Annotated in this window: 15 protein-coding genes; 10 read left to right on the top strand and 5 right to left on the bottom strand. The window is 73.6% G+C overall.

Translation table 11 applies throughout. The annotated features are described in order from the left end of the window. The first annotated feature begins 105 nt into the window (after window positions 1-105). The gene (locus ACFWGN_RS11045) at window positions 106-1065 is read left to right on the top strand and encodes an ABC transporter ATP-binding protein (protein ID WP_377616888.1); all 960 of its coding nucleotides are present in this window, start codon (window positions 106-108) and stop codon (window positions 1063-1065) included. After that, on the top strand, window positions 1062-1877 hold the full coding sequence (locus ACFWGN_RS11040; RefSeq protein WP_377616887.1) for an ABC transporter permease: 816 nt from the start codon (window positions 1062-1064) through the stop codon (window positions 1875-1877). Before ACFWGN_RS11045 ends, ACFWGN_RS11040 begins: the two co-directional genes overlap by 4 nt. A gap of 59 nt (window positions 1878-1936) precedes the next feature. Here the strand turns inward: ACFWGN_RS11040 and ACFWGN_RS11035 are convergent, their stop codons facing one another. Further along, window positions 1937-2698: a hypothetical protein gene (locus ACFWGN_RS11035; RefSeq protein WP_377616886.1), complete on the bottom strand. Its 762-nt coding sequence runs from the start codon at window positions 2696-2698 to the stop codon at window positions 1937-1939. Between the two features lie 180 nt (window positions 2699-2878). Here ACFWGN_RS11035 and ACFWGN_RS11030 point away from each other — a divergent pair, with 180 nt between their 5' ends. The 3 genes from ACFWGN_RS11030 to ACFWGN_RS11020 all read left to right on the top strand — a co-directional run bounded on the left by ACFWGN_RS11030 (window position 2879) and on the right by ACFWGN_RS11020 (window position 5873). Beyond that, complete coding sequence (locus ACFWGN_RS11030; protein ID WP_191805895.1) at window positions 2879-3817, top strand: heme A synthase; 939 nt, start codon at window positions 2879-2881, stop codon at window positions 3815-3817. Between the two features lie 194 nt (window positions 3818-4011). Then, complete coding sequence (locus ACFWGN_RS11025; protein ID WP_377616885.1) at window positions 4012-5043, top strand: ATP-binding cassette domain-containing protein; 1032 nt, start codon at window positions 4012-4014, stop codon at window positions 5041-5043. Continuing rightward, on the top strand, window positions 5040-5873 hold the full coding sequence (locus tag ACFWGN_RS11020) for an ABC transporter permease (protein WP_377616884.1): 834 nt from the start codon (window positions 5040-5042) through the stop codon (window positions 5871-5873). The genes ACFWGN_RS11025 and ACFWGN_RS11020 overlap by 4 nt, the downstream gene beginning before the upstream one ends. 81 nt (window positions 5874-5954) lie before the next feature. On the opposite strand, the gene ACFWGN_RS11015 is transcribed toward ACFWGN_RS11020, so the two are convergent. Further along, complete coding sequence (locus ACFWGN_RS11015) at window positions 5955-9332, bottom strand: BTAD domain-containing putative transcriptional regulator (protein ID WP_377616883.1); 3378 nt, start codon at window positions 9330-9332, stop codon at window positions 5955-5957. Between the two features lie 187 nt (window positions 9333-9519). Between ACFWGN_RS11015 and ACFWGN_RS11010 the strand changes: the two genes are divergently transcribed. The 3 genes from ACFWGN_RS11010 to ACFWGN_RS11000 all read left to right on the top strand — a co-directional run bounded on the left by ACFWGN_RS11010 (window position 9520) and on the right by ACFWGN_RS11000 (window position 11642). Beyond that, on the top strand, window positions 9520-10281 hold the full coding sequence (locus tag ACFWGN_RS11010; RefSeq protein WP_377616882.1) for a DeoR/GlpR family DNA-binding transcription regulator: 762 nt from the start codon (window positions 9520-9522) through the stop codon (window positions 10279-10281). Window positions 10282-10364: 83 nt separating this feature from the next. Further along, the gene (locus tag ACFWGN_RS11005) at window positions 10365-10952 is read left to right on the top strand and encodes an MFS transporter (protein ID WP_377616881.1); all 588 of its coding nucleotides are present in this window, start codon (window positions 10365-10367) and stop codon (window positions 10950-10952) included. 129 nt (window positions 10953-11081) lie between these two features. Then, window positions 11082-11642: an MFS transporter gene (locus ACFWGN_RS11000; RefSeq protein ID WP_377616880.1), complete on the top strand. Its 561-nt coding sequence runs from the start codon at window positions 11082-11084 to the stop codon at window positions 11640-11642. Between the two features lie 103 nt (window positions 11643-11745). Here the strand turns inward: ACFWGN_RS11000 and ACFWGN_RS10995 are convergent, their stop codons facing one another. Then, window positions 11746-12375, bottom strand: coding sequence for a sugar O-acetyltransferase (locus ACFWGN_RS10995; RefSeq protein WP_191805900.1), 630 nt, complete (start codon window positions 12373-12375; stop codon window positions 11746-11748). Window positions 12376-12448: 73 nt separating this feature from the next. On the opposite strand from ACFWGN_RS10995, the gene ACFWGN_RS10990 reads away from it, so the two are divergent. Both ACFWGN_RS10990 and ACFWGN_RS10985 read left to right on the top strand, forming a co-directional pair. Continuing rightward, on the top strand, window positions 12449-13021 hold the full coding sequence (locus ACFWGN_RS10990) for a TetR/AcrR family transcriptional regulator (protein WP_191805901.1): 573 nt from the start codon (window positions 12449-12451) through the stop codon (window positions 13019-13021). A gap of 174 nt (window positions 13022-13195) precedes the next feature. Then, window positions 13196-15490 carry a glycoside hydrolase family 3 N-terminal domain-containing protein gene (locus tag ACFWGN_RS10985; protein ID WP_377616879.1) on the top strand — a complete coding sequence of 765 codons (2295 nt, stop codon included), beginning with the start codon at window positions 13196-13198 and terminating at the stop codon, window positions 15488-15490. A gap of 138 nt (window positions 15491-15628) precedes the next feature. Here ACFWGN_RS10985 and ACFWGN_RS10980 read toward each other — a convergent pair whose 3' ends face one another. Both ACFWGN_RS10980 and ACFWGN_RS10975 read right to left on the bottom strand, forming a co-directional pair. Next, a complete protein-coding gene (locus ACFWGN_RS10980; protein WP_377616878.1) occupies window positions 15629-18598 on the bottom strand; it encodes a glycoside hydrolase family 48 protein in 2970 nt (989 codons plus the stop codon). 263 nt (window positions 18599-18861) lie between these two features. Then, window positions 18862-19506: an NUDIX domain-containing protein gene (locus ACFWGN_RS10975; RefSeq protein ID WP_377616877.1), complete on the bottom strand. Its 645-nt coding sequence runs from the start codon at window positions 19504-19506 to the stop codon at window positions 18862-18864.

The following is a 19506-nucleotide window of genomic DNA, read 5'->3' as shown; positions in this document are numbered from 1 at the left end:
CCGGGGACTGGTCGATATAGGTAACAGTCTCATGTGCTAAATGGTCCGACGCAAGCAAGGCCTACCTCACAGCGGGCCCCAGGCGGCTCCCCTACAATCGCCACCGTGCCCGACTCCCCCGCCGTCGTCCTCCAGGACGTGGTCAAGCGTTATGACGGCCGGGCGGTCGTCGACCACCTGAGCCTGACCGCCTCCCGAGGCGCCGTGACCGCCGTCCTCGGCCCCAACGGGGCCGGCAAGACCACCACGATCGAGTGCTGCGAAGGGCTGCGAGCACCGGACGCGGGCACCGTGCGGGTGCTCGGGCTCGATCCCCTGCTGAGCGCGCGCGACCTGCGCCCGCGCGTCGGCGTCATGCTCCAGGACGGCGGCCTGCCCACGGGCGTGCGCGCGCTCGAGATGCTGCACCACGTCGCGTCCATGTACGCGAACCCCCGCGACGTGGCGGAGATCACGGAGCGGCTGGGTCTCGCGAGCTTCGCGCGGACCACGGTCCGACGCCTGTCGGGTGGCCAGCGGCAGCGCCTCGCGCTCGCCGCGGCGATCGTGGGCCGCCCCGAGGTCGTGTTCCTCGACGAGCCCAGCGCGGGCATGGACCCCCAGAGCCGGCACGCGGTGTGGGAGCTCGTGCGCGAGCTGCGCGCCGACGGCGTCGGGATCGTCCTGACGACCCACCTCATGGACGAGGCCGAGGACCTCGCGGACCACGTCTACATCGTGGACGACGGGCAGGTCATCGCCTCGGGCGCGACGCCCGACCTGCTGCACTCGGGGCCGTCGGCGGACGGAAACCGCACGCTGCGCCTCGAGGCGCGCGCGGGACTGGACGTGGAGGCGCTGGCCGAGCGAGTCGGCCCCGGCCCGACGACGTCGCCCGCCTCCGCGTGGACCGTGACCGAGACGCAGCCCGGCTCGTACAGCGTGACGGGGCCGGTCGACCCGTCGACCGTCGCCGTCGTGACCGCGTGGCTCGCGGACGAGAGCGCGCTCGCCTCCCGCATCACGATCGGCCGCCGCACCCTCGAGGACGTCTTCCTCGACCTGACAGGACGAGAGCTCCGATGACCGACCAGACCGCCACCGGACCGGTCGCCGAGCGGCCCGCCCCGACCGACGGCGCGTCCCCCGCGGACGGGGCTGCCCCCGCGTGGCGTCGGGTGGCGTCGCAGACGGCGTTCGAGACCCGCATGATCCTGCGCAACGGCGAGCAGCTGCTCGTGACGATCATCCTGCCCGTGATGCTGCTCGTGGGCCTGGCGCGCACGAGCTTCATCGACCTCGACACGCAGGGACACTCGCGCATCGACTTCGTGACGCCCGGTGTCCTGGCGCTCGCCGTCATGTCCACCGCCTTCACGTCGCAGGCCATCGCGACGGCCTTCGACCGCCGCAACGGCGTCCTGCGCCTGCTGTCCACCACGCCCCTGGGCCGTGGCGGCCTGCTCGCGGGGAAGATCCTCGGGGTGCTCGCGGTCGAGGTCGTGCAGGTCGTGGTGCTGGGCGGGGTCGCGCTCGCGCTCGGCTGGTCCCCGGACCCGGCCGGCATCCTGCCGGCGCTGCTCGCGGTGCTGCTCGGCACCGCGGCGTTCACGAGCCTCGCGCTCCTGCTCGCGGGGACGCTGCGCGCCGAGGGCGTGCTCGCGGTCGCGAACCTGCTGCTGGTCCTGCTGACCGTCGCGGGGGGCGTGCTGGTCCCGGTCGAGCAGCTTCCCGGGGCGCTCGAGCAGGTCGCCCTGCTGCTGCCCTCGGGTGCGCTGGGCGAGGCCATGCGCGGTGCGCTGCTCCTGGGCGAGGTCCCCGCGTTCTCCGTGGTCGTGCTGCTCGGGTGGACCGCGGCGCTCGGCTGGGGAGCGGGCAAGCTCTTCCGCTGGCACTGAGCGCGCGCCCCGGCGCTGCGGACGCCCCGGTCGTCAGTCGGCCGGGGGACGGTCCCGCGTCACTCGTCCCGCCACGCGCCGGCCGTCTCCCCGCCCGCGAGCGGCAGACGGACCTGCGCCAGCGCCGCTCCCCAGGCCGCCTCGTCGATCATGCCCCCGGTGCACTCGAAGGCCACGAACGAGCTCTCGCGCAGGCCTTCGCCCGAGTAGAGGCGTGACCACACCGAGCGGACCAGGACGCGGCTGCGCACCACGGTGCCGGCACGCTCGACGGTCCACTCCTGCAGCACCGCGTTCGTCCCACGGGGCTCGCCCGGGCTGCCGTCGGTCGCGAGCACCTCGGAGACGCTCGACGGGTCGCTCGCCCGTGGCTCGCCGGCCAGGAGGTCGGCGAGCGCGGCGAGGGAGACGTCCCGCTCGCGGGCGACCTGGTCCTCGTCGGGCACGCTCGTCGCGGTGCTGGACGCGGTGCACCTGCCGGTCGATCCGAGCGTCGTCCAGCCTGCGCGTGACGGGAAGGCGCTCGCCGAGGTGAAGCCCTCGGGACGGACGACCAGGGTCGCGGTCCGGTCGAAGGATCCGGCCGTCCCTGCCCCGGCACCGGCCTCCGTCTCGGACTCCTCACCGACCGTCTGCCCGGGGGGCGCCTCGCCGCCCGCCGCTTCGTCGGTCGAGCCCGTCCCTCCCGGGCCGGACGACGTCTCACCCACGACAGGCGGCTCCTGCGGTCCCACCGCGGACGTGCAGCCCGTGAGCGCCAGCAGGAAGACCGCGAGCGCGCCGATCCCCTGGGTGCGGCGGGCCGGTCGGGAAACGGTCACGGAAACCCCCTGATATGCGACGAAAGGTCTAGCGAGGATATCGAGTCAGTCACGATTCGTCGGGATCGGCGCGCTGTGCCGTCACGGTTCTCCCCCGGCGGTCTCCTGCGGGCCAATCTCACACCCGCTCGGGACCTCGTCGATTGAGGGCCGCGCTCGCCCCGCGGCTACCTTTGGACGGTGAGCAGCGCAGAACTCGCCCCGGTACCCACGTCCCCCGCCTGGTACGCGAAGGTCGACCGCTTCCGCCGCTGGACCCGACCGGTCCTCGTCGCGAACCTCGTCGGCCAGATCGGCATCATCGTCACGGGCGGCGCGGTGCGTCTGACCGGATCCGGCCTCGGCTGCTCCACGTGGCCGCTGTGCGAGCCCGGGAGCTTCACGCCCGAGTTCCACTCGGCGATGTCCATCCATCCCCTCATCGAGTTCGGCAACCGCACGCTCACGGGGGTCGTCGGGATCATCGCGCTCGCGGTCCTGGTGCTCCTCTGGACCGACACGACGCGTTCCGCGTCGTTCCGGCGCGCGAGCTCGCTCCCCCTGATCGGCGTTGCCCTGCAGGCCGTCATCGGTGGCGTCACGGTCCTGCTGCACCTGCACCCCGCCGTCGTCGGGGTCCACTTCCTCGTGTCCGCCGCACTCGTCGCGGTCTCGGCCTACCTGCTGTACCGCTCGGGCGAGGGCGACGGTCAGCCCGCACAGGTCGTGGACCGACGGACCACCCTGGTCGGCCGGGTCCTGGCCGTCCTGGCGGTGCCGCTGCTGATCCTGGGCGTCCTCGCGACGGGCTCGGGCCCGCACGGCGGCGACGACGAGGTGGCCTACCGGTTCGCTCTCGACCCGGCACTCATCAGCAAGGCGCACGCGGCCTCCGTCTGGCTCTTCCTCGCCGTGCTGGTCGTGCTGACGGTCCTGGTCCTGCGCCAGGCCACCGCCCCTGCCCGGGCCCGCAAGGCCGTCGTCGTGCTCGTCGCGGTGACTCTCCTGCAGGGCCTGATCGGTTACGTCCAGTACTTCACGGGGCTGCCCGAGGTCCTGGTCGCCGCGCACATGCTGGGGGCCGGGCTCCTCATCACCTCGCTCACCTGGACGCTGCTCACGTTCCGCGTCCGCGACTGACGTTCATCCCTGCCGCCGCCCGCCGCCGCCCACCTGCCGCGCGGCCCGCAGGAGTGGAGAGGGCCGTCGTTCCTGCGGGAACGGCGGCCCTCTCCCGTCCTGCCGCCTCCCCGGACAGCGACGTGACAGCGACGTGACACCGGCGTGACAGGCCCCTCCCGGAGGCTGGACCCACCAGCAACCAGGAGGAATCCATGACCCACGAATGGGCGGTCGAGGCGCACGGCCTCGTCAAGACGTTCGGCGAGAACCGGGCGGTCGACGGCGTCGACCTGAACATCCGCACCGGCTCGGTGTACGGCGTGCTCGGCCCCAACGGCGCCGGCAAGACCACCACCATCAGCATGCTCGCCACGCTCCTGCGCCCCGATGCCGGCGCGGCCCGCGTCTTCGGGCACGACGTCGTCCGCGAGGCACAGGTCGTGCGCCAGCTCATCGGCGTCACGGGCCAGTACGCGTCGGTCGACGAGACCCTCAGCGCGACCGAGAACCTCGTGATCTTCTCGCGCCTGCTCGGCCTCGGACGCGCAGAGTCGCGGCGCAAGGCCGCCGAGCTGCTCGAGACCTTCGGCCTCACCGAGGCCGCGACGCGGCCGCTCAAGAACTTCTCCGGCGGCATGCGCCGGCGTCTCGACCTCGCGGCGAGCCTCATCGCCCAGCCGCCCCTGATCTTCCTCGACGAGCCGACCACGGGCCTCGACCCCCGCACGCGCGCCCAGATGTGGGACACGATCCGTGAGCTCGTCGCGACGGGGTCGACCGTCGTGCTCACGACGCAGTACCTCGACGAGGCCGACCAGCTCGCCGACCGGATCGCGGTCATCGACCGCGGCCGGGTGGTCGCCGAGGGCACGGCCGACGAGCTCAAGGACGCGGTCGGGAACCAGTCGCTCCAGCTCGGGCTGGTCGCGGCCGCGGACCTGGAGTCGGCACTCGACATCGTCGAGGCGACGTTCGGCGTCGCCGCGACCACGTCCCCCGAGGCCCGCCGCATCACGGTTCCGGTGACCGGACCGGACGAGGTCACCGACCTCCTCGTCAGGCTGCGCGAGGCCCGCATCGCGGTCGACTCGATCAGCATGGACAAGCCGAGCCTCGACGAGGTCTTCCTGACCCTCACGGGTCACGGCGTCGGGTCGGAGGACCCTGCGGAACCCGGTGACGGGCGCCCCGCGGGCGCGGACGCGCCCGCATCCACGACCACGCGAGAGGCGGCCCTGCGATGACCACGACCCTCACCGCTCCCCGGGAGCAGATCCAGGCCGCGACCGACCGCGACCTGACGAACCGCACGAGCCTCGGGCAGACGGTCCGGAACACGTTCACCATGGCGTACCGCGGGATCCTCAAGATCCGTCGGACACCCGAGCAGCTCGTCGACGTGACCGTCCAGCCGATCCTGTTCACGCTCATGTTCACGTACATCTTCGGCGGAGCGATCGCCGGGGACGTCGTGAGCTACCTGCCGACGATCATCCCCGGCATCCTCGTCCAGACCGTCATCACGACGTCGGTCGTGACGGGCGTCCAGCTCCGTGAGGACATGGACAAGGGCGTGTTCGACCGGTTCCGCTCGCTGCCGATCGCACGCATCGCGCCGCTGTCGGGGGCGCTGCTCGCGGACACCGTCCGGTACGGCATCGCGACGACCCTGACGTTCGCGATGGGCTACGTCATGGGCTACCGCCCCGCGGGCGGCCTGGGCTCGGTCGTCCTGGCGGCCCTGCTCGTGATCGTGTGCTCGTGGGCCGTGAGCTGGATCTTCGCGTTCTTCGGCGTGATCGCCCGGACCGCGGCGAGCGTCCAGGGGATCTCGATGATCGTCCTGTTCCCGCTCACGTTCCTCTCGAACGCGTTCGTGCAGCCCGACACCATGCCGGGCTGGCTCCAGGGCTTCGTGAACGTCAACCCGGTCTCGCACCTGGTGACGGCGGTCCGTGAGCTGACGAACAACGGCGTGCTGGGCTCGGACGCGGTGATCTCGCTGGTCGGCGCGGCGGTCATCGTCGCCGTCTTCGCGCCGCTCACGGTACGGGCGTACATGCGCAAGGCCTGACAGCCTGCGCGGGCGGCACGGGCGGTACCCCTGGCGAACGCCGGGGGTACCGCCCGTCGTCGTGCCTGCTCCCCGGGGTGGTCAGGCGCCGGGGCTCGGGGGCTCTGCGGGCCGCGTCCAGGGACCCGCGCGGAGGATCTCGAGCGTCCGGGCCGGGAGGTCCTCGTACGGCAGCTGCCCGACGGCGTCGCGCACCTCGTCGACCCGGGCGTCGCCGTGCAGGGCGCGCGCCCAGGCGTCGTGCGGGGCCGTGCGCAGCGCGGGCACGTCCTGCCGGGCCCCCATCCGGTGGGCCAGGTGGAGCAGCGCGAGCCCGTCGTCGACGCGGCCCAGGCCCGGCGCGGCCCACAGGTAGGCGCCGAGCGCGATCGCGGCCGTGCCCAGGACCGGGTAGTCCACGAAGGCCGAGGACGCCCGGTAGGAGGCGACCATGCGCACGCGTAGCTCGCGCGCGAGGCGCTCAGCCTCGGGGGACGGCACCGGGTCGGGTTCCCACGGCCCGTCGCTCTCGGGAGCGGGCAGGACCATGGTCGAGAGCCAGCCGGCGGCGAACATGGTGTACCAGGGTGAGCGACGGGAGACCCTGCCCCCGAAGACCGCGTTGGCGAGCTCGAGCTCGCGCAGCGCGAGCTCGTGGTCGCCGCGCGTCAGGGCGATCTCGGCGAGCCCCGCGTGGCCGATCGAGCGCAGCTCGTGCGCGGTGCCGCCCAGCCCGGACGGCACCGGGTCGTCGTCGGTCTCGACGAGCGAGGTGAAGACCAGCTCGGCCTCGGCGGCGCGCCCGACGTGGACGAGGTTCGTCGCCTCGAGCCAGTCGAGCTGACGCAGGTCCTCGTCGGCGTGCAGCCGACCGAGTCCCTCACGGGCCCGGGCGGCCCACTCGAGGGCGCGGGGAGCGTCGCCCTGCTCGCTCGCGAGCTGGGCGAGGAAGAGCGCCGACGTCGCGGCTCCCCACGTGTCCTGCCCCTGGGTCGCGAGCGCGTGCGCGTGCGTGACCTGCTCGATCGCGACGCCCAGCCGCCCGTGGTTCTCCGCGAGCTGAGCGCTGAGCAGGTGCGCGACGAGGGCGACGAACGGGTCGCCGGAGTGATGGAGCGCGGCCAGTCGCGGCCCCATGCCCAAGGGGTCGCCGGCGTCGGTCAGGAGGTCGGTGAGCGCAGCCGCCCGCGGGCCGATGTCGGAGTCCCGGTGCAGGCGACGCAGTCGCGCGGCGGCACGCACGCCCGTCGCCGGGTCGCCGTTGGGGGTCGATGCCGTGAGCAGGAACAGCACGATCCCCGCCTCCTGCGTGAGCTGGTCGTCAGGCTCGTCGTGGACCCCGCGGACGCGCCTGCCCTGCCAGCCCTCCACGACCCCGAGCACGTCGCGTGCGAGAGCGACGACCTCGGTGTGCGCCCCGCGCAGGCTCCAGTGCAGACCGAGCGCGTGGAAGACGGGCAGGACCACGTCGGCCCGGTCCTCCGCGAGCGCCGTCCGCAGCACGTGCAGGAGGTTCTCCTGCTCGAGGCGCAGCGTGAGCATCGCGGCGACCTGCGTCGGTCCTTCGAGCCGCGCGACCTCGCGTCGTGAGAGGTCGACGGCCCAGCGATAGGTGGCCTCCTGGGCGATCTCGCGCTCGCCCGCCTCGTCGAGCGCGAGGGCGCCGAACTCGCGCACGGTCTCGAGCATGCGGTAGCGGGCGGTGTGGGACAGGGGCTCATCGGTCACGGTCAGGAGCGACTGGTTGACGAGCGCCTCGACGTCGTCGAGCCCGACGCCGGAGGCCGCCTGGGCGGTCTGCACCCCGAACCCGTCGGGCAGCAGCGACAGGCGTCGGAGCAGCGCCTGCTGCGCAGCGGTCAGGAGGTTCCAGCTCCAGTCGATCACGGCGTGCAGGGTCCGGTGCCGCTCGGGGGCGCTGCGGTCGCCGGTCGTGAGCAGGGCGAACCGCGCGTCGAGCCGTCGTTCGATCTCCTGGACCGACAGGGAACGGACCCGCGCCGCGGCGAGCTCGATCGCGAGCGGCAGCCCGTCGAGCCGCGCGCAGAGCCGCTCCAGGACGTCTGTCGGCAGGTCGGCGCCGGGACGGGCCGCCAGCGCGCGCTCGCGGAAGAGCTCGACCGCCGGTCCCGGGTCCGTGCGGGTCGCCTCGTCCTGGGTGTCCTGGGCGGCGGGGGGTGACGTCGTGGCCAAGGGGTCGAGCGGGAAGACCTGCTCCCCGCCGACGAGGAGCGGGGACCTGCTGGTCGTGAGGATCCTCAGCCCCGGGACGACGGCGATCAGCTCGGCCGCCCACCGGGCGGCCGCCTCGACGACGTGCTCGCAGTTGTCCAGCACGAGGAGGGTGTCGACCTCGCCGAGCCGGTCGGCCAGGAGCTCGTGCACCTCGGTCCGGGCGACCTGGTCGCCGAGGCGCGGGCTGCGTGTCACGTCGCGCACGCCCAGCGCAGAGGTGAGGGCGAGGCCGATGTCCTCGCCGGTGCGCACGCTCGCGAGCTCGACGACCGCGACGAGCGGCGTCGTCTCGACGGACCGGCGCGCGACCTCCTGCACCACGCGTGTCTTGCCCATACCTCCCGGACCGAGCACGGTCACGAGCCGGGACCGTTCCAGGAGGTCGAGGACCGCGGCGACGTCGTCCTCTCGTCCGACCAGGGCGTTGGGTGCTGCCCGCAGCCCGAGCGCGGCGCCTCGCCGCGCCGGGCGGGCGGTGGGCACGGCCTCGGTCTCGGGCGCCTGCAGGATCCGCGTGTTGAGCGCGACCAGGTCGGCGCGCGGGTCGGTTCCGAGCTCGGTCGCGAGCCGGGTCCGCAGAGCCCCGAAGGCACGCAGTGCGTCGGCCGGTCGGCCGGCACCCGCGTAGGCCCGCAGGAGCGCGAGGTGGGCGTCCTCGTCGAGCGGAGCGCGCTCGACGGCGCGCTCGGCCCAACCGACCGCGGCGTGGTGGTCGCCTGCGGCGAGGAGCGCGTCGAGCAAGGCCTGCTCGGCCTCGGCCCGGAGGCGTCCGGCCGTCGCGACGAGGTCCTCGCCGATCCCGGTACCCGCCAGGTCGAGCAGGTCGTCGCCCGGCTCGCCGCGCCACAGCCCGAGCGCCGCGCGTGCCGACCCGGCGGCCCCGCGGGGGTCCCCCGCCGCGAGCGCCTCGGCTGCTGCGCGCGTCAGGTCCCGTGCGGCGCCGAGGTCACTCGCGGCGAGCGACGAGTAGCCACCGGGGCCGGACGTGAGCAGCCCCTCGGCGAGAGTCGAGCGCGTCCGGGAGACGAGGCTCTGGAGTGCGGCACGGGGGTCCGTGGGCTGGGTGTCCGGCCACAGGTCGTCGATGAGCGCTGCGGTGCTCACCGTGCGGCCGTGCGCGAGCACGAGCGCGACGACGAGCGCACGGGCACGCGCGCTGGACGGGGAGACGAGCGTCCCGTCCCGACCTTCGACGAGCACCGGCCCGAGGACGAGGGCGCGGGGGCGCGGGACCGACGAGGACACCCGCCCCACTCTAGTGCGCACGGACCTCGCGCCCGGGAGGGGTGTCGAGCACCCGCGGGGTGAGCGACGTCGTCGGGCGGGCGCCGCAGACCTCACCGGTCTCGCCGAGCCGTCGGCAGGTACGAACGATCCCCTCAAACGAACAGCGGCCGTTTGCATTCGTAACCGCAATGTGTACGTTTGAGCGATGGACAGTGCCACCACCAGACAGCAGCGGATCGTCCAACGACTCCGTGAGACCGAGCGCGTGGACGTCGCCGACCTGGCCCTCGAGCTCGACACCTCCGAGGTCACGGTCCGCCGCGACCTCGACACCCTCGCGGCCGCCGGAGCGCTGCGTCGCGTCCACGGAGGCGCCGTCAGCCTGCTCCTGCGCGGCGAGGAGCTGCCGTTCGCACTGCGCGAGATCGAGTCGACCTCGGCCAAGGAGCAGATCGCACAGACGGTCGCCGACCTGCTCAGCGACGGCGAAGCCGTGATCGTCGACAGCGGGACCACGGGGCTCGCGATCGCCCGCGCGCTCGTCGGGCGCCGCCTGACGGTCGTGCCCCTGTCGATCCCCGCGGCTCACGTCCTCTCCGCGAGCGCCTCGACCACCCTCAAGGTCCCCGGCGGCACGTCCCGGTTCGGGGAGGGCTCGCTCGTCGGTCCCCTGACCGAGGCCTCGCTGCGCTCGCTGCGCGTCGACACCGCGATCATCAGCTGTTGCGGCCTGTCCGTCGTCGACGGGGTCACCGCGTACGACGACGTCGAGGCGGCGACCAAGCGTGCCGCGATGGCCAGCGCCCGCCGCACGATCCTCGTCGGGGAGGCCGCGAAGTTCTCCCGCACCGCGCTCGCGGTCGTGTGCCCCCTGACCGACTTCGACGTCCTCGTGACCGATCCCGAGGCCCCTGCCGACGCGGTCGCCGGGCTCCGCCAGGCGGGGGTCGACGTCCTCGGTATCTGACGCCGACACCCTCCGCGCGAGGTGTCGCCACGCACCGCCCCCGACACCTCGCCCGACCCACGACCCCGAGAGAGCACCCACTCATGACCGACCCCACCGTGGCACCACCACGCCCCCGCACGGCCCGAGCCGGCGCGGCCCCCCACGACCTCCGACGGGCCCGCGTCGCCGTCGCGACCCTGTTCTTCACGAACGGCGCGATCTTCGCCAACCTCTTCCCCGAGTACCCCGCGATCAAGGCCGAGCTCGGGCTGAGCAACGCGCAGTACGGGCTCGCGATCGCGGCCTTCCCCACGGGGGCGCTCGTCGCGGGTCTCGCGGCAGGGGGCCTGATCCGGCGGCTGCGCTCGTCGCGGGTCGCGGTGGCCGGCACCGTCCTGACCGGTACGGGCGTCCTGGCCGCGGGCCTGTCCTCGACCTGGACCTTGCTCGCGGTCGGGCTCCTGCTCGCCGGGGCCATGGACGCGATCACCGACGTCGCCCAGAACGCCCACGGCCTGCGGGTCCAGCGTCGCTACGGCCGGTCGATCCTCAACTCGTTCCACGCGGTGTGGAGCATCGGCGCGGTCACGGGTGGGCTCATGGGGGCCGGGGCCGTCGCGATCGGCATGTCGCGCGGGCTGCACCTGGGCCTCTCGGCCCTCGTCTTCGCGATCGTCGCCCTCTCGTGATACCGCTTCCTGCTGCCCGGCCCCGAGGACGGCGACCGCACCGCGGCAGGTGCGGGCGAGGGCGCTACCGCCCGCGGCGCCGCAGGGGCGGTCGAGCCCGAGCACCCCTCGCGCGTCCCGGGCCTGCTCGTGCGGGTCGGCACGCTCGCGGCCCTGGTCCTCATCGCCGCGGCAGGATCGGTCGTGGAGGACTCGGGCAGCACCTGGGCGGCCGTCTACCTCTCGCAGTCGCTGGGCGCCCCGCTCTCGCTCGCCGCGTTCGGCTTCGTCGCACTGACCGGCGCCCAGTTCGTCGGCCGCCTGGTCGGAGACCGCGTGGTCGACCGGTTCGGGCAGCGTGCCGTGGCCCGCTCGGGTGGCGCCCTGGTCGCGCTCGGCATGGGGCTGGCCCTGGCCTTCCCGACCGTGCCCGGCACGATCGCCGGGTTCGCCGCGGCGGGCCTCGGCATCGCGACACTGGTCCCCGCCGCCATGCACGGGGCCGACGAGCTGCCCGGGCTGCGCCCGGGGACAGGGCTGGCGGTCGTGAGCTGGCTCATGCGGATCGGCTTCCTGCTCTCGCCGCCGCTCGTCGGTCTCGTCGCCGACCACGCCTCGCTCCGGGCAGGGCTCCTGGTTGTCCCGGTGGCGGGGCTGGTCGTGGTGCTCGCCTCCCAGGTCCTCGACACGCGCCGCGCCGGCCGGGCCTGACCCGCCGCGGCCAGGCCGCGACCGCGCCGCGAAAGGGCTGCCGGGGCACCGCGGACGCGAGGGGCCCGACGCCGTCGGGCCCCTCGCGCTCGAGCGCGATCCCTCAGGCGCCGTCGACCGGCAGCCCCGCGGCGACCGCGGCGCGGTCCTTCTCGTCGACCGGACGGAGCACCCGGCACGGCGAGCCGACCGCGACCACGCGCGGCGGGACGTCGCGCGTCACGACGCTGCCCGCCCCGACGACGGAGCCCGCACCGATCGTGACCCCGGGCAGGACGACGACGTTCGAGCCGATCCAGACGTCGTCCTCGATGCGCACGGGCAGCGAGAACTGGGTCCCGTCGCGGCGCGCCTCGGGGTCGACCGGGTGGCCGGCGGTGCTCACGGTGACGTTGGGGGCGAACATGACGCGGTCGCCGATGTGGATGTCGGCGTCGTCGACGAGCACCAGGTTGAAGTTGACGTAGACGTGGTTCCCCACGTGGACGTGCGAGCCGTAGGACACGCTGAGCGGCGGCTCGACCCAGACCCCCTCGCCCAAGGTCCCGAACAGCTCGCGCAGGATCCGCCCGCGCTCCTCGACCTGGCTCGGGCGCGTGTGGTTGAAGTCGTACGCGAGCTCCTTGCCGGCGACCCGCTCGGCCTCGAGCTGCTCGAGGCCCTCGCCGTAGTCCACGTAGGGCTCGCCCGTGTTCATCCGCGCCCGGACGGTGCGGTACTGCTCGGTCGTCATCGTCTTCTCCTGGTCGTTCGGTGGTCGTCCGACGCTACCGGTCGGCAGCGCTCGTCCCGCATAGGATCGTCGGGTGGCGAGGGATGGTGTGTACGCAAAGGGACGGCTCAAGCGCGAGGAGATCCTCGACGTCGCGCTCGAGGTCTTCGCCGACGAGGGCTACCGCGGCACGAGCCTGCGGACCATCGCGGCGCGGTGCGGCCTGACCGTCGCGGGGGTCATGCACTACTTCGACTCGCGCGAGGACCTGCTGGCCCAGGTGATCGTCCGCCGCGACCAGACGGGCCGGCCCATCTACCACGACGCGCCGCGCACGCTCACGGAGAACGTCCGCGGCAACGCCGAGCGCCCGGGGCTCGTCGAGCTCTTCGTGTCCCTGACGGCCGCGGCGCGCGACCGCGAGCACCCGGCCCACGAGGTCCTGGCCCACCGCTATGCGGGGCTGCGGGCGACGCTGAGCGCCGACGTCGTCGAGCGGCAGGAGGCCGGCGAGCTCCCGTCCCACCTGGATCCGGACGCGATCGCGCGCCTGATCATCGCGACGGCCGACGGCGCGCAGCTGCAGTGGATGGTCGACGACGAGGCCAGCCTCGACGGGCCCCTGAGCACGCTGCTGTACGACGTGCTGGGGCTTCCGCGCCCCTGACCCCGGGCAGGCCGCAGGCCGGCGCGCACGACTCACCCTCACTGCCCTCCCCCGGTCCTCACGACAATTACCTAGCAGTGTATGGTTTTCTCGAAGCGTCGACGAGCCGTCTCCTCGGATCGATTCGACAGCTCCGTCCACGTCACCGTCGCCGTCTCCGAAGGGACACCGCACATGTCCGACCGCCTGCCCTACCAGGACCCCTCGCGGCCCGTTCCCGAGCGCGTCGCCGACCTCGTCGGGCGCATGACGCTCCCCGAGAAGGTCGGGCAGATGATGCAGCTCAACGCTGCCGACGGCGTCGAGCGGCTCGTGAACGAGGTGCACGTCGGATCGATCCTGCACACCTCCCCCGAGAACGCCCTCCTCGCGCACGAGCTCACCGCAAGCACCCGCCTGCAGATCCCGCTGCTCATCGCCGAGGACTGCATCCACGGGCACTCGTTCTGGCACGGCGCGACGATCTACCCGACCCAGCTCGGCATGGCCGCGACCTGGAGCCCCGAGCTCCTCGAGCGCGTCGCCCGGGCCACCGCGGTCGAGGTCGCGGCCACGGGCATCCACTGGACCTTCTCCCCCGTGCTGTGCATCACGCGCGACCTGCGCTGGGGCCGTGTGAGCGAGACGTTCGGCGAGGACCCGTTCCTCATCGGCGAGCTCGCGTCCGCGATGGTCCGCGGCTACCAGGGCGACGGGCTCGACGACCCGACCGCGATCCTCGCGACAGCCAAGCACTTCGCCGGCTACTCCGAGACCCAGGGTGGACGCGACGCGAGCGAGGCCGACATCTCTCGCCGCAAGCTCCGCTCGTGGTTCCTCCCGCCGTTCGAGCGGGTCGCCCGAGAGGGCTGCCGGTCCTTCATGCTGGGCTATCAGTCGATGGACGGCGTGCCGATCACGGTCAACGAGTGGCTGCTGAGCGACGTCCTGCGCGGCGAGTGGGGCTACACCGGAACCCTCGTCACGGACTGGGACAACGTCGGCCGCATGGTCTGGGAGCAGCACATCCAGCCCGACCACACGCACGCGGCCGCGGCCGCGGTACGGGCCGGGAACGACATGGTCATGACCACGCCCCAGTTCTTCGAGGGCGCCCAGGAGGCCGTCCGCCAGGGACTGCTCGACGAGGCCCAGCTCGACGCCGCGGTCGCCCGCATCCTCACCCTCAAGCTCGAGCTCGGCCTGTTCGAGAACCCCCGGCGCCCCGACCAGGAGCGCCAGGCGCTGGTCGTCGGGTCCGCCGAGCACGCCGACCTCAACCTCGAGGTCGCCCGCCGCTCGCTCGTGCTGCTCACGAACGACGGGACGCTCCCCCTCGACGGCGGTCTCGTCGCGGGCCCGGACGGTCGTGCGCTCGCCGCGGGTGCCGGCGCCCCGACCCGGCGGATCGCGGTCGTCGGACCCAACGCCGACGACCCGCACACCCAGCAGGGCGACTGGGCCGGGGCGTCCGGCCAGGTCGACTGGCTGCCCGACGGCCACCCGCGCGAGATGACCCAGACCGTCCTCGACGGCTTCCGGGAGCACGTCCCGGCAGGCTGGGAGGTCACGCACGCACGCGGCGCCGACATCCTCACCCTCGTCCCCGACCCCGAGGGCGAGCTCTTCCCCGACGGGCAGCCGCGCCCCCAGGTGGTCCAGCCCGCCGAGACCGACGCGGCGACGATCGCGGAGGCCGTCGCGGCGGCACGCGACGCGGACTACGTCGTCGCGGTGGTCGGGGACCGCATCGAGCTGGTCGGCGAGGGCCGCTCGACCGCGACGCTCGACCTCGTGGGCGCCCAGGTCGCCCTGCTCGACGCGCTCGCGGAGACCGGCACGCCGCTCGTCGTCGTGGTCGTGGCCTCCAAGCCGCTCGTCCTGCCGCCCTCGGCGCGCGACGCCGCGGCGATCGTGTGGGCCGCGAACCCCGGCATGCGCGGTGGGCGCGCGGTCGCCGAGCTCGTCCTGGGCCTGATCGAGCCGTCGGGGCGCCTGCCGCTCTCGTTCGCCGAGCACGTGGGACAGCTCCCGGTCTTCTACAACCAGCTCCCCGGCCAGCACGGCACCCGCTACGCCGACCTCACGCAGCGTCCGCCCTTCGCGTTCGGCGAGGGCCTGAGCTACACCACGGTCGAGTACGCGGACCTCACGGTCCTCGACACCGTGGTCGGACCCGACGACACCGTCCGGGCACAGGTCACGGTGAGCAACACGGGCTCGCGGCCCGCGCGCGAGACCGTGCAGGTCTACGTCCGTGACACGGTCACGTCGGTCACGTGGGCCGAGAAGGAGCTCAAGGCCTACCGGCAGGTCGAGGTGGCACCGGGCGAGTCCCGCGTGGTCGACCTCGCGGTCGCCGTGGCGGACTGCACGCTCGTCGACGCCCAGGGGCGTCGCGTCGTGGAGCCCGGTGCGTTCGAGCTGCTCGTCGGCCCGTCCTCGCGCGACGAGGTCCTGCTCGTGGGCGAGTTCACGGTCAAGGGCTGAGCAGGGCGCCCGCCGTTCGTCCGGCGGAAGCGCACCGCACAGCGGTGCGACGAGGGCCCGACGGCGGTACGCGCCGTCGGGCCCTCGTCGTGCCTCCTGGGGTGACGCCCAGGACGAGCGCCACCCCCGACCGTCAGGTCACGGCGCGGCGCACGTGACCGGTGCGCTCGCCGGCGGGGCCCCCGTTCCGATGAACCCGAACGACGTCGAGCTGCCGGCCGCCAGGCTGCCGTTCCACGACAGGTTGCTCGCCGTGACGACCGTGCCCGTCGTGGCGTGCGAGGCCCCCCAGAGCTGGCTGACCGTGGCCGGGGCGAGGTCCCACCGCACGGTCCAGCCCGTGACGGCGGCGTTGCCCGCGGTCACGGTGACCTCGCCCTGAAAGCCTCCCGACCACGAGCCGACCGTCCGGTAGGTCGCCGTGCACGCCCCGGTCGCCACGGGCGCCGTGGTCGCCGGGACGGCCGCGGAGCGCGCCGAGACGTTCCCCGCGGCGTCGCGGGCCGCGACGCTGAACGAGTACGCGGTCGCGGGCACCAGGCCCGTGACGGTGTGGCTCGTGCCCGTGACCGTCGCGACCTTGACCGCGCCCTGGTAGACGTCGTACCCCGTGACGCCGACCGCGTCGCTCGACGCGTTCCAGGTGAGCGGGACGGTCGTCGTCGTCACGGTCCCGGCGCGCAGCCCCGTGGGGACGGTGGGCGGGGTCGTGTCGGCGGCGGGGGGCCGGGTCGTGGCCGTCACGGCGCTCGACGGCGCGGACAGGTTGCCCGCCGCGTCCCGCGCCCGGACCGTGTAGACGTACGCCGTGGCCGGGGACAGGCCCGTGTCGGTGAAGATCGTCCCGGTCGCGGTCCCGACCACGGCACCGTCGCGCAGGACGTCGTACCCCGTGACGCGCACGTCGTCGGTCGACGAGGTCCACGTGAGGGTCGCGCTCGACGAGGTCGTCGACGCGACGGCGAGCGCCGTCGGGACGGTCGGTGCCGTGGTGTCCTCACCGGCAGGCTCGCCGAAGAAGCGGTCGTAGTTCGCGAGCGCCACCGCGACCGCTGACTGCGCCCAGAACCGGTGGTAGCGGAACTCGGGCGCCTCGCCCCCGTCGAGGTACGCCTGGACCTTGGGCCAGTCCGGGTCGTCGAGGTAGAAGCTGCGCAGGTCGAGGAAGCTCACGCCGGGCTCGATCTCGTCGCCGTTGGGCATGGTGCCCTGCCAGCCCGAGGGGACGTGGACCCCGTCGCCCGTCGCGGTGGTCAGCACCTCGTCGAAACGCTTGTAGTCCTCCCGCACCTCGACGGCCGAGACCCCCTTGTCGTCACGGTTGTGCTCCCAGATCGAGTCGAGCAGGGACTTGGCGACGGCCTGGGCCTCGTCGTCGTGCGCGGCCGCGGCGTAGTGGATCAGCGTCCCGGCCAGGGCTGCGGCGACGCCGACGTCCTGGCCGTGCGAGATCACCTCGACGTGCAGGCCCGAGTTGTCGCCCGGGTTCGCGGCGTCCCACGCGTCGGGCGCGCCGGTCCACCGCAGGGTCGAGGGCACGGCCCAGTCGGCGCCGCCCGTGGCGTGCGTGTTGGCGATCGCCCACGGGACCCACTTGTCGAGCAGCGCCTTGGCCTGCGCGTCGCCGGACTCGTAGTAGAGCTGCGCGACGCGCTCCATGGACCAGACCTGCATGCCGAACCACTGGTTCGAGGGCGGGTCGCTGTAGACGGGCGCCTCCTGGTAGGCCATGCCGTAGAAGGTCGGCGTACCCGCCGGCGGCGTGCCGTACGCGCCGCCCCAGCTGTTGGTCGCCCCGCCCGCGATCCCGCCCTCGTCGGACTGCAGCCACTGGTAGAACTCGAGCTGACGCTCGAGGCTCGTGGACCAGTCGTCGACGGCGGTCGGGGACTGCGGCTCGAGGGCCGGGGACGTGGACAGGGCCCACGCGGCCATCGGGTTCTGGTAGCCGAAGTGCGCGTGGCTCGACCCGATGCGCCAGGCCCACCCGGCCGCCGGGTCGAGAGCCCCGCCCCACGCGTAGTACCAGGACATCAGGTAGTGCGCCGAGTTCTTGCCCGTCCCGGCAGGGCAGCTCGGCGAGGTGCAGCCCGGCTGCTTGAAGTACTTGTCGAACATCGCGTAGCGCAGGTAGTCGCCCATCTTCGCGGCCTTGGCGACGGTCGCGGCCACGGCCTCGGGCTGCCCCTGCTCGGACGCCCAGGTGTGCGCCCAGTAGGCGGCCTCGACCGCGCGCGCGTCGGCGTCCGACGCGTTGGTGTACTTCCACTGCTTGGCGTAGCTCGAGTCCCCGGTGAACAGGTCGAGGAAGCCGTTGGTCCCGCCGAACGAGAAGTCCTCGCACGACGGCTGCGGGACCGTCTCCCAGACCGACTCCTGCGTCCCGCGCTGGAACGTGTTGATGTACGACGTGCCCTCGGCGTCGGGACCCAGGAGGCAGCCCGCGCCGGGCGCTGCGCCGAACCCGTAGGTGTTGTCGACGTCCGCGAGCCAGTGCATGCCGTAGACGTCCGAGGTCCCGTACGTCGCCTTGAGCTCGTTCGCGAGCGGGTCGACGCCGGACCGGACCCCGCTGTTCAGTGCGGCCGGGTACTTGCTCGGGTGGTCGTACTCCGCGGCATAGGTCGCGGGGCTCTGGGGGTTGTAGAACGAGTTGGTCGGCTGGTCCTCGTGCTGCGGGATCATGTACGTCTCCATCGTCGCCCAGGCGTCGTTGAAGCTCGTCCAGTCCGCGGTGGCCCGGCCGTAGGCGGCCTCGAGCCAGAGCCAGAAGCTGTACGCCTCGGACGTGGTCTCGTGCCCGTGGTCGGGAGCCTCGACGATGAGGGTCTCGACCGAGTGGTACGGGATGCCCTGCGGGCTGAAGTACCCGTTGGCGGGGTCGTGGATCTCGTCGTACATCTCGAGGAAGCGCTCGGCGTACTCGGAGCTCACGGCCACCCGCGGGGCGGCGGTCGCGGTGCTCACCGCCGTGCTCGCGCGGGGCGCCTGCTCGGCTGCGGGGGCCGCGCCCGCGGGCTGGACCGCGGCCAGGGCGAGGAGCGACAGCAGCGCGGCGCCGGCCGTCGAGGCCGCTGCCCGTCTGTGCCGCCGGAGGGATCGTGACATCTGACTACCTCTCTGGGTGGCGTCGCGCCGGGGCCGGCTGCGCTCGTCCGCGGGACGGCGTCGTCCTCGCAGGGTGGAAGCGCTCCCACATCGTCGGTGATGCGGGGCGACACCCCTGGACACTGCGGCCGGCGAGGCACGGGGTCAACGCACCTAAACCTTTCGGTCCGCGGGTCCGCGGGCTCACGCGGGCCGGGGTGCGACGAGGGCCCGACGGCGCGTGACGCCGTCGGGCCCTCGTGTGCTGCTGCGCGGTGCGCGGCTCAGGCGCGGGCGTCTCCCCCGCGCCGCTCGGGCCACGGGCTGTCCGCCGGGCGCAACGACGACCAGCCGGTCGCGCGCGCGGCAGCGGCCGCCAGGATCCCGACGACGGCCGACGGGTTGTGCAGGTCCCCGGCCAGGACCGCGGACACCGCCTCGTCGAGCGGGACCCAGCGCAGCTCCATGCCGAGCTCCTCGGCCTCGCGCGCGTGGCGCTCGGCCGCGGGCACCTCGGAGAAGTCACGCGCGAGGAACACCCGCAGCGCCTCGTTGCTGCCGCCCGGGGTCGTGTAGTAGTCCACGAGGACGTCCCAGCGCGCGGCACGCAGGTCGGCCTCCTCGAGCAGCTCGCGCGCGGCCGCGGCCTGCGCGTCCTCGCCGTCCACGTCGAGCAGACCGGCAGGCGGCTCCCACAGCTCGCGCCGCACCGGGTGACGGTACTGGTGCAGCAGCAGGACCCGCTCGTCCTCGTCGAGAGCGATGATCGCGACGGCCCCGGGGTGGTCGACGAACTCACGCGTCACCACGCCGCCCTCACCCAGGTCGACCTGCTCCGAGCGCAGGTCGAAGATGCGTCCGGCGTGCAGGACGCGCGCCTCGCTGACGTCCCGGGCGACCGGGACGTCAGCGAGCGGGCGGACCGTCAC

It is taken from the genome of Oerskovia sp. NPDC060338 (assembly GCF_042726295.1).
GTDB lineage: Bacteria > Actinomycetota > Actinomycetes > Actinomycetales > Cellulomonadaceae > Oerskovia > Oerskovia merdavium.
Note: the sequence above shows the minus strand (reverse complement) of the source record. Positions and strands in the feature narration are given on the sequence as shown.